10 protein-coding genes, 10 tRNA genes and 1 rRNA gene (1 of these 21 only partly in view) are annotated in these 14,650 nt (G+C 41.4%); all 21 read left to right on the plus strand.

Annotated features, from left to right (window positions below):
- Positions 1 to 896 (plus strand): 23S ribosomal RNA (locus BRLA_RS01140); it begins 2,034 nt to the left of the window's first position.
- Positions 897 to 954: 58 nt separating this feature from the next.
- Positions 955 to 1,029 (plus strand) — tRNA-Asn (locus tag BRLA_RS01145).
- Positions 1,030 to 1,034: 5 nt separating this feature from the next.
- Positions 1,035 to 1,111, plus strand: a tRNA-Glu gene (locus BRLA_RS01150).
- Positions 1,112 to 1,118: 7 nt separating this feature from the next.
- Positions 1,119 to 1,194 (plus strand) — tRNA-Val (locus BRLA_RS01155).
- A gap of 34 nt (positions 1,195 to 1,228) precedes the next feature.
- Positions 1,229 to 1,313 (plus strand) — tRNA-Tyr (locus tag BRLA_RS01160).
- 7 nt (positions 1,314 to 1,320) lie between these two features.
- A tRNA-Gln gene (locus BRLA_RS01165) sits at positions 1,321 to 1,395 on the plus strand.
- 4 nt (positions 1,396 to 1,399) lie between these two features.
- Positions 1,400 to 1,475 (plus strand) — tRNA-Lys (locus tag BRLA_RS01170).
- A gap of 10 nt (positions 1,476 to 1,485) precedes the next feature.
- Positions 1,486 to 1,561 (plus strand) — tRNA-Gly (locus BRLA_RS01175).
- Positions 1,562 to 1,566: 5 nt separating this feature from the next.
- Positions 1,567 to 1,643: transfer RNA gene (locus tag BRLA_RS01180), tRNA-Arg, on the plus strand.
- Positions 1,644 to 1,649: 6 nt separating this feature from the next.
- Positions 1,650 to 1,726, plus strand: a tRNA-Pro gene (locus BRLA_RS01185).
- A gap of 8 nt (positions 1,727 to 1,734) precedes the next feature.
- Positions 1,735 to 1,808, plus strand: a tRNA-Gly gene (locus BRLA_RS01190).
- 178 nt (positions 1,809 to 1,986) lie between these two features.
- Positions 1,987 to 2,883: an arginase gene (rocF, locus tag BRLA_RS01195; RefSeq protein ID WP_003333744.1), complete on the plus strand. Its 897-nt coding sequence runs from the start codon at positions 1,987 to 1,989 to the stop codon at positions 2,881 to 2,883.
- A gap of 563 nt (positions 2,884 to 3,446) precedes the next feature.
- Positions 3,447 to 4,010: an RNA polymerase sigma factor SigW gene (sigW, locus tag BRLA_RS01205; protein ID WP_003333742.1), complete on the plus strand. Its 564-nt coding sequence runs from the start codon at positions 3,447 to 3,449 to the stop codon at positions 4,008 to 4,010.
- A 20-nt stretch (positions 4,011 to 4,030) separates the two neighbouring features.
- Complete coding sequence (locus BRLA_RS01210; protein ID WP_003333741.1) at positions 4,031 to 4,654, plus strand: zf-HC2 domain-containing protein; 624 nt, start codon at positions 4,031 to 4,033, stop codon at positions 4,652 to 4,654.
- A gap of 111 nt (positions 4,655 to 4,765) precedes the next feature.
- Complete coding sequence (cdaA, locus tag BRLA_RS01215; protein WP_003333740.1) at positions 4,766 to 5,584, plus strand: diadenylate cyclase CdaA; 819 nt, start codon at positions 4,766 to 4,768, stop codon at positions 5,582 to 5,584.
- Positions 5,577 to 6,812 (plus strand): CdaR family protein, encoded by a 1,236-nt coding sequence (locus BRLA_RS01220; RefSeq protein ID WP_003333739.1) that lies wholly within the window; start codon positions 5,577 to 5,579, stop codon positions 6,810 to 6,812. Before cdaA ends, BRLA_RS01220 begins: the two co-directional genes overlap by 8 nt.
- Positions 6,813 to 6,857: 45 nt before the next feature.
- Complete coding sequence (glmM, locus tag BRLA_RS01225; protein ID WP_003333737.1) at positions 6,858 to 8,204, plus strand: phosphoglucosamine mutase; 1,347 nt, start codon at positions 6,858 to 6,860, stop codon at positions 8,202 to 8,204.
- Between the two features lie 564 nt (positions 8,205 to 8,768).
- A complete protein-coding gene (gene glmS, locus BRLA_RS01230) occupies positions 8,769 to 10,604 on the plus strand; it encodes a glutamine--fructose-6-phosphate transaminase (isomerizing) (RefSeq protein WP_003333736.1) in 1,836 nt (611 codons plus the stop codon).
- A gap of 1,025 nt (positions 10,605 to 11,629) precedes the next feature.
- Entirely contained in the window at positions 11,630 to 12,928 is a 1,299-nt protein-coding gene (locus BRLA_RS01235) for a helix-turn-helix domain-containing protein (RefSeq protein WP_003333734.1), read from the plus strand.
- Between the two features lie 416 nt (positions 12,929 to 13,344).
- Positions 13,345 to 13,518, plus strand: coding sequence for an aspartyl-phosphate phosphatase Spo0E family protein (locus BRLA_RS22925; RefSeq protein ID WP_081870792.1), 174 nt, complete (start codon positions 13,345 to 13,347; stop codon positions 13,516 to 13,518).
- Positions 13,519 to 13,935: 417 nt separating this feature from the next.
- Complete coding sequence (locus BRLA_RS01240; protein WP_003333733.1) at positions 13,936 to 14,643, plus strand: hypothetical protein; 708 nt, start codon at positions 13,936 to 13,938, stop codon at positions 14,641 to 14,643.
- Positions 14,644 to 14,650 lie beyond the last annotated feature (7 nt).

Below are 14,650 nucleotides of genomic sequence, written 5' to 3' on the forward strand. Positions count from 1 at the left end.
GACCCGGTGAAATCATAATACCTGTGAAGATGCAGGTTACCCGCGACAAGACGGAAAGACCCCATGGAGCTTTACTGTAGCCTGGTATTGAAACTTTGTGCATCATGTACAGAATAGGTGGGAAGCTGTGAAGCGAGGGCGCCAGCCTTCGTGGAGCTGTCGTTGGGATACCACCCTTGATGTACGGAGTTTCTAACTTGCCGCCCTTATCGGGTGGAAGGACCATGCCAGGTGGGCAGTTTGACTGGGGCGGTCGCCTCCTAAAGAGTAACGGAGGCGCCCAAAGGTTCCCTCAGAATGGTCGGAAATCATTCGTAGAGTGTAAAGGCACAAGGGAGCTTGACTGCGAGACCTACAAGTCGAGCAGGGACGAAAGTCGGGCTTAGTGATCCGGTGGTTCCGCATGGAAGGGCCATCGCTCAACGGATAAAAGCTACCCTGGGGATAACAGGCTTATCTCCCCCAAGAGTCCACATCGACGGGGAGGTTTGGCACCTCGATGTCGGCTCATCGCATCCTGGGGCTGAAGTAGGTCCCAAGGGTTGGGCTGTTCGCCCATTAAAGCGGTACGCGAGCTGGGTTCAGAACGTCGTGAGACAGTTCGGTCCCTATCTGTCGCGGGCGTAGGAAGTTTGAGGAGAGCTGTCCTTAGTACGAGAGGACCGGGATGGACGCACCTCTGGTGCACCAGTTGTCACGCCAGTGGCACAGCTGGGTAGCTATGTGCGGACGGGATAAGCGCTGAAAGCATCTAAGCGTGAAGCCCCCTTCAAGATGAGACTTCCCATAGCGCAAGCTAGTAAGACCCCTTATAGACGATGAGGTTGATAGGTTCGGTGTGGAAGTGCAGTAATGCATGGAGCTGACGAATACTAATCGGTCGAGGACTTATCCACATTGCCTTTATGCTGACTTTCATTATCTAGTTTTGAAAGAACAATTCTTTCATATTGTTCCTCAGTAGCTCAATGGTGGAGCAACCGGCTGTTAACCGGTAGGCTGGCGGTTCGAGTCCGTCCTGAGGAGCCATATATGGCCCGTTGGTGAAGCGGTTTAACACAGCAGCCTTTCACGCTGTCATACAGGGGTTCGAATCCCCTACGGGTCACCATTTATCTGGAGGATTAGCTCAGCTGGGAGAGCATCTGCCTTACAAGCAGAGGGTCGGCGGTTCGATCCCGTCATCCTCCACCATTTGTTTTTAAAAATGCAAATTTTTGCATCATATGGGGAGATAGTGAAGTGGCTAAACACGGCAGACTGTAAATCTGCTCCCTCAGGGTTCGGCGGTTCGAATCCGTCTCTCCCCACCATTCCTATTGGGGTATAGCCAAGCGGTAAGGCAACGGACTTTGACTCCGTCATTCCCAGGTTCAAATCCTGGTACCCCAGCCATTGGGAGCCATTAGCTCAGTTGGTAGAGCATCTGACTTTTAATCAGAGGGTCGAAGGTTCGAGTCCTTCATGGCTCACCATTTTTAGTTTGCGGACGTAGCTCAATTGGTAGAGCGTCGCCTTGCCAAGGCGAAGGTCGCGGGTTCGAGACCCGTCGTCCGCTCCATATATGTGCCCTTAGCTCAGCTGGATAGAGCGTTTGACTACGAATCAAAAGGCCGGGAGTTCGAATCTCTCAGGGCACGCCATATTGTCGGGAAGTAGCTCAGCTTGGTAGAGTACTTGGTTTGGGACCAAGGTGTCGCAGGTTCGAATCCTGTCTTCCCGACCATGCATAATGCGGGTGTAGTTCAATGGTAGAACTCCAGCCTTCCAAGCTGGTCGCGTGGGTTCGATTCCCATCACCCGCTCCATAATAGTACAGGAAAAGCAACTCAGTTGATCTGAGTTGCTTTTTTGTTTGCTAATGAATTGTTTAATAAATTCATAACTATGCAAAAAAATGTCGAGTTGAGTCATTGCCCTATTTCCGTCTACAATATAGCTTAAGAAGCTAGAAGACTTTGTTTCGCCAAGGAAGGAGTCTCGCATATGAATAAAAAAATATCATTGATTGGTGTACCTCTCGATTTAGGGGCGGATCGTCGCGGTGTAGATATGGGACCTAGCGCTATTAGGTATGCTGGGGTAGTAAAGCGTTTAGAGGGTTTAGGATACTCAGTGAAGGATTTGGGAGATATTCCTGTAATTAGACCTGAAAATTTCGAAGAGACTGACAATCATAAGTATTTACAACAGGTGTTAGAGGCTAATGAAAGACTTGCAACAAAGGTGGCACTAGAAATAGAAAATGGACGGTTTCCTTTAGTTGTAGGAGGAGATCACAGCATAGCGTTAGGAACGCTTGCAGGGGTTGCGCAGACAAAAAAGAATCTTGGTGTGATTTGGTTTGATGCTCATGGGGATATCAATACAGGTCTAACATCTCCCTCTGGGAATATTCATGGTATGCCACTTGCTGCTTCGTTGGGAATTGGGCATGAGGCGTTGGTTAAAATTGGGGGATATAGTCCAAAGATAAAGCCAGAACATGTCGTCATTATTGGAGCTAGAGATTTGGATCTTGGTGAACGTGAATTAATCAAGGAACTTGGTATTAAAGTATACACGATGCACGAAATCGATCGCTTAGGTATGACCCGTGTTATGGAAGAAACCATTGAATATGTTACAGAAGGAACAGACGGGGTTCATCTGAGCTTGGATTTAGATGGTTTAGACCCAATATATGCTCCAGGAGTAGGAACACCGGTTATCGGAGGCATTTCGTATCGAGAAGGGCATTTGGCTATGGAAATTTTAGCTGAAGCGAATGTCTTAACCTCAGCCGAATTTGTAGAAGTAAATCCTATTCTCGATCAACAAAATGCAACAGCTGCTGTGGCGGTTGCATTAATGAGCTCCGTATTTGGAGATAAGCTTTTGTAAGAGTAAGACAGGAGATGGAAAAGTATCTTCCATTCTCCTGTCTTTTGTTTATTTGTTTCATATCTTATATACTTAAAGTAAGCCAATCAATTGTCTTTTCATGATGCCTTTACATTTGGAAAAGGTGGAGGTAGGTCAAAGGGTGAGTTTTGGCACTGGCTTGAAAAACCAACCCATTGTACACGGAGTTCAAAAGTTCGGGAGTGATAGACGGAGCGATGCTTGTACTGCAAAATCGCTTTTGTATACAAATTTACATGGATAATACGGTACAAGATGTAACAATAATTAAGCGCGCGTTCCTTTTTGAATATTTTTTTGTATCTTACTCTTTCGTTAATAGTATGGAAATAGCACAAAACAGCTTATTTATGTTCTTTTTTATACATGATGATAAAATTCTTTTCATAAAGACTGGTTTCACACAGTTTTAATCAAGAATAAAAGGTAAACTACCTATATAATAAAAAGATAAAAATTCCGCAGAACTTTAACAGTAAAATTTGAAACTAAATCGTCTTTAGTTCGTATTAGAAGACGGGTTACATTCTAGGGAGGATGGCATGGAATTTGTAGAGAGACGCTTGGTAGAACGAGCGAAACGGGATGACCGTGAAGCGTTTGCGGAACTGGTGGAAATGTACAAGGATAAAATCTTTCAGCTAGCTTTCAGAATGGTTGGCAACCGCCAAGAGGCTGAAGATATTGCACAGGAAACCTTTTTGCGCGTTTATGCCAATCTGCATTCCTATGATGAAAATTATCGTTTTTCAACGTGGATATATCGTATTGCCACTAACCTGTGTATTGACCGGGGAAGAAAGAAAAAACCACAATTTTCTTTAGATGAAGAGCAGGGCGGAGATTTAGAAGGGCTAGATTGGTACTCCAGACTAGCCTCCGATGAGAAAACCCCTGAGGAAAAAGTCGTCGTACAAGAATTACAAGAAACGGTGCAGGCCGCACTAACCAAGTTAAATCCTAAGTATCGGTCTATCATGGTGCTGCGTTACATTGAGGATTTATCATTGCAGGAAATAAGCGATGCCTTGCAATTACCAATTACAACGATTAAAACGAGAATTCATCGTGGGAGAGAAGCACTGCGAAATAAGTTGCGATTTTAATTGAAAGGAGACGTATTCAGATGGATTGCAGAGAAGCGAAGCAGCTTAACCATGTGTTTTTGGATAAAGATATCGATCAACTATCGAATCAACGTCTTCAACAGCACCTGCTAAACTGTGAAGAATGCCGTATACATTTACAACAATTGCAAAAAGTAATTGCCTATGTGGAGAGTGCCTCCCATATTCAAGCACCAAGTGATTTTACTGCACGCGTTATGGCTCAGTTGCCTCCGGTAGCGAAGCGTAAGAGCTTTGGAAACTGGATGAGACGCCACCCATTCGTAACGGCAGCGGCAGTCTTTTTTGTTCTTATGACAGGAAGTTTGTTTACCAGTTGGATTGATCGGGATAACACCCTGCAAATCACATCATCTAATATGGATAAGCTAAAGATAGATAAAGAGCGTAATGTAGTTGTCGTGCCGGCTGGGACTACCTTAACGGGAGACCTGATTGTCCGCAATGGCAGCGTAGAAGTAGAAGGTGAAGTTAAGGGAAATGTCGTAGCTATTGATGGCAGAGTCTTTTTAGCTTCTACGGCTCAGGTGGCAGGAGATACAGAATCCATCGAAATGATTTTCGATTGGGTATGGTATGAAATGAAAAATATCGGAAATGACTTGCTTCCATTGACTCATTAGGGGAAAATAGAAGAAAGAGAAGTAGCACGGCATGAGAAGCCGTGCTTTTTTCCGCAAACAATCCAATCAGAATTCTTGGATAGTATTGGAGTAGGAATGTGAGGCGGCGGTATGGGGTATTTAAACTACGTGAACATACTGCGTGACGGAATAGATATTCTTTTAGTCACGTACTTGATTTATAAACTAATCATGCTGGTCCGCGGAACTCGTGCTGTACAACTTTTGCGAGGAATTATGGTAGTTATCGTTACCTGGTTACTCAGCAAGTACTTTGATTTCCGTACCCTGCACTGGTTGATGTCCCAAGCTTTTACGTTTGGAGTATTAGCGGTTGTCATTATTTTTCAGCCTGAGCTGCGTCGTGCATTGGAGCAAATTGGACGAGGTAAATTATTCTCCCGCTCTTACTCGAATGATGATGAAGACAGCGTACAACGAATGGTTCAGGAAGTCGGCAAGGCTGTGACATATATGGCTAAGCGCCGTATTGGAGCTCTAATCGTAGTGGAGCGAGATACAGGGCTAAATGATTACGTGGAAACAGGAATCGCCATAAATGGTCGAGTCACGTCAGAGTTGTTAATCAATATCTTTATCCCGAATACTCCTCTGCATGATGGAGCTGTTATTTTGCGTAAGGATACGGTGTTAGCAGCAGCTTGTTATCTGCCGTTATCTGAGAATCCTTCCATTTCTAAAGAGCTTGGAACAAGACACCGAGCCGCTATTGGAATGAGTGAAGTCTCCGATGGTGTTACCATTATTGTGTCGGAGGAAACAGGTAACGTCTCGATAACGACCAACGGAGAAATAACGCGGAACTTGACCGAAGAGCTATTAGCACAAAAAATGCTGAGCAGACTCTCTCCACAAGCGAAGAGTAAATCCATGGCAAGTCGTTGGCAATGGGGGCGAAAAAATGGATAGATGGTTAAACAGTCATTGGTTTGTCCGCGGAATTGCCCTACTTTTGGCCATTATGTTGTGGATGATCGTAAACTTAGAGCCAGAGCAAGGCAATTCCAGTGAAGCAGTACAGCCAACTCGAATTATCGAGAGTGCAAAGGTCAAAGCTTATTATGACGCCGATAATTTTGAGATTACGAACAAATTACAATCGGTTAAGGTAGCAGTGGAGAGTAACAATCCTTTTCTAAAATATAATATTTTTGACAACTACGAGGTATTTATAGACGCTAGAGGTTTAGCGAGTGGAGTGCATCGTTTGCAGGTACAGTCGCGCGGATTTCCCGATGGGTCAAAAGTGACCATTACACCGGATTATATTGATGTTACATTAGAGGAAAAACAAACCGTTGAAATGGATGTCCAGGTCGAGAAAATTGGCAAGGCAGCGGATGGGTATGAGTTAAAACAGCCTATCGTAAAACCATTCCGCGTACTGGTTACTGTTCCAGCGAGTCAGGTTAAGAAGATTGGCGTAGTAAAAGCTGCTGTCAATGTAGATGGAGCGATAGATACTGTTTCTAGTAATGCCCAATTAAAAGTGTATGACAAGCAAGGAAATCTGATGACGGGCGCAGAAATCTCACCGCTAGTAGCTGAAGTAAGTATACCGGTGACAAGTCCGTCCAAAATGGTGCCGCTCAAATTAAACTTGACGAATGAGCTGCCAGATGGATATAGTTTGGCTAGTATCACCATGAACACGCAAGAGGTGACGGTATACGGACCAAATGAAGTGATTAAGCCTATGGATATCTACTCGGGTCCATCAATTGATTTAAAAAATATTACTTCAGATCGGGTACTTCAACTAAAAATGCCGTTGGCGCCAAAAGTGGTAAAAGTTGACCCAGATACGTTAGATGTCACACTGAAAATAGTGCCATCTGAAACCAAAAAATTGGAGAACGTGCCATTAAGGGTAACTGGACTCGCTGAAGATTTGGTTGCCAAAGTTGTAACAGCGGATGGACAGGAATTAAGCACAGCAAGCTTCGATGTGATCGGTGCTCCTAACATCCTAAAAGACCTCACGGCAAATGACATTCAAATTGTAGCAGATGTAAGCTCGCTGCCTGTAGGTGTGCATGAGATCCCGCTGGTTTACAATAACAATTTACCAGATTATCTCAAGATAGCATCGAATGCACTTCATCAGGTCACGGTAGAAATCACAAAAAAACAGTAGGAACATAGCCTATTACGTGTACTAGGAAAGAAATGAGGGACAAGGATGGGGAAGTATTTCGGAACAGACGGCGTACGTGGGGTTGCTAATACGCAACTTACACCTGAATTGGCTTTTAAGATCGGTCGAGATGGTGGATACGTACTGACAAGACACAAAGAAGAAGGTAAACCAAAGGTAGTTATTGGTCGCGATACGCGTATCTCTGGTCAAATGCTGGAGAGTGCTCTAATCGCAGGTCTTCTCTCTGTAGGTGCAGAAGTAGTTCGTTTGGGAGTAATTTCTACGTCTGGCGTAGCGTATCTGACCAAAGCTTTAGGGGCAGATGCAGGTGTCATGATTTCTGCTTCACATAATCCATTTGAGGATAATGGAATCAAGTTCTTTGGTAACGATGGCTTTAAGCTGTCAGATGAAGACGAAAATGAGATTGAAAAATATCTGGATACTCCAGAGGATACGTTACCGCGCCCTACAGGGGACAAAATCGGTACTGTAATCGATTATCTGGAAGGCAGCCAGAAATACCTGTCTCATCTCAAAAGTTCTGTAAATGAGCGTTTTGAGGACATGAAAATCGTTTTGGATTGCGCTAATGGAGCGGTCTCTTCCTTGGCAGCCAGATTATTTGCAGATGTAGAGGCAGATGTAATTACGATTGGTGCAAGCCCGAATGGTATCAACATCAATGATCAATGCGGATCAACACATCCAGAACGCTTACAGGAAGAGGTTGTGAAGCATAAGGCTGTATTGGGGCTTTCCTTTGATGGAGATGCAGATCGTTGTATAGCTGTCGATGAGAATGGTGAGCTGGTGGATGGCGATTATTTAATGGCTATCTGTGCGCGTGCTCTTAAGCATAAGGGCAAACTAAACAACAATACCGTAGTAACGACCGTAATGGCTAACCTTGGCTTCTTTAAAGCAATGGAGGAACAAGGCATTAATAGTACACGCACAGCTGTAGGCGATCGTTATGTAATGGAAGAAATGGTTCGTGGAGGCTATAACCTAGGTGGAGAGCAATCTGGGCATATTATTTTCCTAGATTACAATACTACCGGGGATGGCTTATTAACAGGTTTGCAACTGCTTAACATCATCAAGGAAACAGGCAAACCATTGTCTGAGCTAAAACAGATGATGACGAAATTCCCGCAGCTATTAGTAAATGTGCGCGTGGAGGATAAGACAAAGCTAAATGGCAACGTAGCTATTGAGCAAGCGATTAAAGAGGTAGAGGAAAGTCTACAGGGCAATGGTCGCGTGTTGGTTCGTCCATCAGGCACAGAGCCAATCGTTCGTGTCATGGCAGAAGGGCCAGATGCTGATGAACTAGAGGTTATGGTTCAAAAAATCGTAGAGGTTGTTAAAAAGGAATTAGCATAAAAGTAATGGTAGAAAAAAGGAGCGGCTTATGTCTGCTCCTTTTTTTATGTGCTTTTGATTTTGAACCCTGACAAGGGGATCGTTTCCGCTACATTTTTTGAGTAACACATTCATACCTACACCTACATAACATAAAGTGTGGGGAAATCTTAGCCATTTATCATTAATTTATGAGGGTCATAGCGGAAAAGAGATATTGTCCCCCGCACAAAGCTGTGCTAAAGTAAGAAAGGATTTGAATATCAGAAAAAGGAGGGGAGAGAGGATTTTCATTTTCAAGATCACAGATATCTTTTAAAAGCGCCAGCACTGTGGCTGCCCGACATGGAGCACAGTGGACGAGGTGGAGGTTTATCGAAATGTTCGGCGGATGCCTCCCGGTCATGTATCAGGACCGTAAGCTCAGTTACAAAACATAGGGGCAACTTTATGGACAAAATCTGAGTATGATATGTTCACAATTACCTTATAGATAAAAATTTGCAAAGGAATGACGGGGGTACACCCCGTTAGCAAATTCAGTTGGGTCGTACCCCTGTCCATTAGAGAGGGGTTTCTATTACTATGTGCGGAATCGTTGGATATATTGGAAGTAAACAGGCGCAGGATATCGTTATTGGAGGTCTGCGTAAGCTGGAATATCGTGGGTATGACTCTGCAGGTGTAGCAGTAATGACGGAGCAAGGTTTGGATCATGCAAAATCCAAGGGACGGATTGCTACGTTAGAAGAGCGCCTAAGAGACAGACCGCTAGCGGGAATGGCTGGAATTGGCCATACTCGTTGGGCAACACACGGAAAGCCTTCCGATGAAAATTCTCATCCTCATTTAGACAAAACGCATAAATTTGCAGTTGTTCATAATGGGATTATTGAAAATTACCTGACTATCAAGGAAGAATTGATAGCAAAAGGATATGAGTTCCTGTCTGAAACAGATACAGAGGTCATCGCTCATCTATTGTCCGACCTATATAATGGCGATATCGTAGCTACAGTGCGTAAGGCTATACAAAAAATGCGCGGTGCCTATGCCCTTGGTATCATGACAGAGCACGAACCAGATAAATTAATTGCGGTACGTTTAGCAAGTCCACTCATCGTGGGTATTGGTGAAGGGGAAGCGTTTATTGGCTCTGACATCCCGGCTATTTTGGAGCATACGCGTGATATGTACATTTTAAATGAAGGTGAAATGGCTGTTTTAACTCGCGATAACATCCAGTTGACAGTGGCAGAGACAGGCGAGCCTGTGGAGCGTGACATTTTCCATGTGGATTGGGACTTGGTGCAAGCAGAGAAGGACGGCTATGACTCCTTTATGTTAAAAGAGATTCATGAGCAGCCAAAAGCAATGCGAGATACAATTGGCTCCCGTATTGATTTGGAAACCAAGCGTGTGCTACTGCCTGAGATGAAAATGACTCCAGAAGAGTTAGCTACTTTTGACAGAATGTATATCGTAGCATGCGGTACTTCGATGCATGCTGGATTAATCGGGAAAGAAGTCATTGAGAAGCTGACACGCATTCCTGTCGAGGTAGCGATCGCTTCAGAATTTAGATATCGTGACCCGATCTTCACAGATAAGACGTTAGTGGTTGTTATCAGTCAATCAGGAGAAACAGCAGATACACTCGCGGCTCTGCGTGAAGCGAAGAAACAAGGCGTTAAAGTAATGGCAGTCAGCAACGTAGTAGGAAGCTCAGTAGCTCGTGAAGCAGATGAGGTTATCTACACTTGGGCAGGCCCAGAGGTAGCGGTTGCTTCTACAAAAGCTTATACATGCCAAAGCTTGGCTCTGTATCTGTTTGCGCTTTATCTTGCACAGGTAAAAGGCACACAAACAGATGCACAAATCGCTGAGATTGTCGATCACCTATTAGAAATTCCAACTCAAACAGCTAACATTCTAGAAATGGAAGAGGGTCTACGCAAGGTAGCTACTTCTGTAACAAAGGATGTTCAAAACCTGTTCTTCATCGGACGAGGTCTCGACTATGCTGTGACGCTGGAAGGCTCCCTGAAGCTAAAAGAGATTTCTTACATTCATTCCGAAGCTTACGCAGCGGGTGAACTAAAACACGGTACCCTAGCTCTCATTGAAGAGAATGTACCAGTGATCGCACTGGCTACCCAGCCAGACCTATTTGACAAGACGGTTTCCAACATCGTTGAGGTCAAAGCCCGCGGCGCCTACACGCTAGGTCTCGCGTTTGAAGGAGATACAGAATTGGAGAAAACAGTGGATGAAGTGGTATATGTGCCACGCACACTGCCGATCCTGTCTCCTGTATTAACTGTCATTCCATTGCAATTGCTTGCTTACTTTGCGTCTACAGCTCGTGGCTTGGATGTGGATAAACCACGGAACTTGGCTAAGAGTGTGACGGTGGAGTAGGGTTTGGATTTTAGATAGAGGTTTTGTCTGGTAACAAAAAAGTCGTGAACCAATAAAAGAAGTCACGAACCAGTAAAAAAAGTTATGAACCGCTTGTTCAGTCCCGGTGATTTATAAAGTCACCGGGATTTTACTATACATAGGGGTGATTAATATTCAAACAATTGGGAAGCGAATCCGAACAATTAGAAAGCTAAATAAGATCAATCAGGTTGATTTCTCTAATCGTATTAGGATATCTCAAGCCTATGGTCGAATTTGGTTTTGTGCCTATATACATTACGGAGGGCCGTATCATAAATAGGCACAAAGTTTATGGGGAGAGATGTATCGAAGACAAATGCTCTTTAATGTTGTTAGAAAATTTTATTGTAATACGATTGATAATCGAGTGCAGTAAATCTTTTTGTTTCTCAGGTGATACGTTAAAAAAGTACCTGTGAGAAATTAATAAGAATGTTTTGTATCCAATCTACCGAAACTTCTTTTATCGTAGGTTTGGATAATTCATATATGACGGTTTCCTTTGTTTCTTTGAGGGTTGCAAGTTCCTTTTCATACCGCAAGCTTCTCTTTAACGATATAAGAAGAAATCTTGTCTTTCTCAAAGAGAATGATATATTTTTGATGTTAGCTTCTACTTTACTTATCTGTTGGTCAGTATAAGAAAGTTGTTGGATTAGTAGCCTTTGGAAGGGGATACTTTACATCCATTCAGCATGTGCATATTCGAATATGGGGATGAAAACTTCCATAAATCCACCCTAGATGTTGAATTTACAATACGTTGACAGATGTCATCATAACGTAGTCCGTACTCCTCTTTTTTGATACCCATTGTTGAAAGATATATTTTATTAGAGATATTAATAATCCTCGACTTTCAATATCCCTTTCATAAAAAAAAGTAAATCAATCTATTATTTTTCGTTGTTATTTACAAAAATATACAATAAAGTTAGAATCAAGTTAATATTAATAAAGGAATTAATAGGTTTATATATAAATTATGGAAGGGGATTAATATGAGTGTAAGTTTAACTTTCACAACATTGGGGGAACTGATAAAGAAAAAAAGAGTGGAAATAGGCATCAGTTTGTCAGAAGTGTCCAGAGTAACTGGGATCAGTAAAGGGGTTATTTCTAAAATAGAAAGTGGTGAAACAAAAAGTCCAGAGTTGAGGACTTTGAAACCTATCGCAGATATTTTAAAAATTCCTTATGAAGACATAATTGAATATAGCATCCAGGTAGAACGCCGTTATGGATTATATGATGATTTTTTATCAGAGGCTATTGAAATTTCCAATCCTTCTTTGATTAATAAAGTAGCAATCAAATTCCTAGAAAACATTAGGAAAGAAACATGCTCATCGTTAGACTTTTTGTATACACTTGCAAACACTAGTACGAACAACGATGCAAAGGTAACTCTTTATACCACTATTGTTGCGTACGCCAGAGTGCATGGACTGCCCTATTACATAGCCAAAGGGTTATATCAAAAATACTTAATTGAGAGAGAAGATTTAAAACGTTTGGAAGAATCGTTTATAGTAGGAGAAGAAGTTCTGCACTATGTTGATTTTCTTTCCCAAGAAGAAAAGATAATATTCTATTTTAGAATGTCGTTACATGCTCATAACATAAAAAAATATGACAGATGCATTGAACTTGGTCGAACAGGATACAATTTAGATTTAGGGACAAGTATGCTTAAGCAAAGAGTAATTTATGCAATGATCAACTCTTTTATTCATACTGGAGATTTTCAGTCCGCAGAGAAGCATTTAGAAATGTCGGAAAGTTTAGATTATACATTCATTGAGGAGCGTTCTAAATTCATAAGAGCTAACATATATTTTGGAAAAGGTGAGTATGGAAAATCAATTCCAATTCTTCAAGAGTGTTTATTAGAGGCTACAGATGATACTCGTGTTCATATCTTAAATGACTTGATGGAATCATTTTTTAAGTTGGGAGAGTTAGAATCAATACAGACATTATTAGATACAGAAGAAAAGTCAATTTGCTTGGGTGTGAAAACACCTCACAAACATCGAGAAATAGGAAGATTTTTTAAACTAAAAGGCGCTTGGCAAGTCGAAATAGGAAAATATAATGATGCAATATCCTCTTATTTAAGGAGTATGGTTTCTTATGAGCAAATTAACTCCAATGAAGATATCCATCATACTATAGGCGAAATTTTATCAATACATTATTTATATCAGAAACCAATTGATTTAGACCTTTTAGGGAAGTTGGTTGAGGTTTATAATGTCATCAACAAGAAGTCTAATGATAAAAAGGTGGTAGTGTAATGAAAAAGATAGTAGTAGCAACATCCATAATTTTAGCCTCATTGTCATTGACGTTTTTATTTTCAATAGAAAGGCAAACCGAGAATCAAATAGTTTCAGGACATATCAAAGTATATACAGGAGACCCCGGTCATTAATTATTTGAAACTTTCAGGCGCTTAAAATAGCGTCTTTTTTTATGGGGAGTTCTATTTTTTAGGAAGATGTAAAGGCGTTTCTTCGAGAAAAAAATAAAGGTAGTCCCTGCAACTAATGGTAAAATAATACATAGGAGGAAGAAAGGAGGTAGCGCCATCGGATTATATGAATTGTTAACTAAAAGGAGCGTTCCCGTTAGTTTGGACACCATCGGAACGCCCCTATCTTGAGCAACAAAAAATATTACTCAAGTTCATTTTACCACTCACTTACAGAATATGAAAACAGAAAATTCTCAACTCGAAAATGATTTACAGAAGCTTATTGAACTCCTCCGTAAAGAATTAGAGATGTTGTATTACAGAAAAGGCTCATTTATACACCCTGCCGTACTTCAAATGAGTCAGCAATTAGATGAGTACATTGTAATTTTTGAGAAGATTAGACACTAGTTGGTCGTTAAGAGTAAGCTGTACGGAAAACTTATACGAAACCCTGTTGGGGTAATAATTATATAGCCGTGGTTCAGCTATTCACTAAAGACCTCTAGGAGGTTTACAACATGGGTGTCTCATTTATCGAGGATGACATTATAGATACACAGAAGTGAAGGTTTCAAGAATCTTACCTTTTTTTAAAGAATGAGCTTATCCATTCAATAACTAGGGCAATTACAGTTGAAAAAATAAGTAATTTGAAAAAAGCCATCCAAAAATCTGTTGGAGCGATATTAATAATTCCTGTAATTAGAATTATTAAAAAAACTAAAACGCTCGGTTTAAAAAAAAATGCTTTCACGTTAACATCACCTCAAAAACATTTTACCACTTTGTTCCAAATAAACAATAAAAAATAAGGAGTGTATTTTAATGAAAAAATCGTTGATTAGTTCTATTGCATTGTCTGCTGTGTTAGTTACTGGTTTAGTTCAACCGACTTTTGCAACAGAAAGCGAAACAAAACAAACTATTCCTCAAAATACAAAAGAATTATCCTTTTTAATGGAAACTGGTGCTCTAAACAGAGATGGAACAGTAGTACAGGCATTAAGAGCTGAAGAGATTAAAAAAGCTCTTGCAGAAGGGGGACTAAAAACATCAGGAAAGATTGATGGAGAAAAAGCTATAAAAGTTCATGAATTTGAGGATGGAAGTAAAATCAGAGTGACTACCCATATGACTACTGAACCAAGCTCGAATAGAGGAATAAGTACACAAGCAAAAGAGGAGAAGGAAGAAAGAGTTACCGGTTACACGACCTATACATTAGAAAGCGCAATTGGGGTTGAGTTGTGGACTTATACCCTTTATCAAAAAGTAAAAATCAAAAAAGAAAAAGTTACATGGTACGAAAAAAATCCTTATACAAAGTGGAAAACGAGTAATATTTTGAATGCTTGGCATCTTGATCACGAAAACTATTATAATGACCCAGAGGGCAAAAACGTAAGAGCGATAGTTAATGCTAAATTAAGTTGGGGAATTAGAGACATAATTAATTTGCAAAATATAAGCCTTAAAGGAGAATTACTAGTTCGTGGTGATGGTACTTATGTTGGTGGTTGGCAAGAGCTATAGAATAAAA

This window comes from Brevibacillus laterosporus LMG 15441 (assembly GCF_000219535.2).
Taxonomy (GTDB): Bacteria; Bacillota; Bacilli; order Brevibacillales; family Brevibacillaceae; genus Brevibacillus_B; species Brevibacillus_B halotolerans.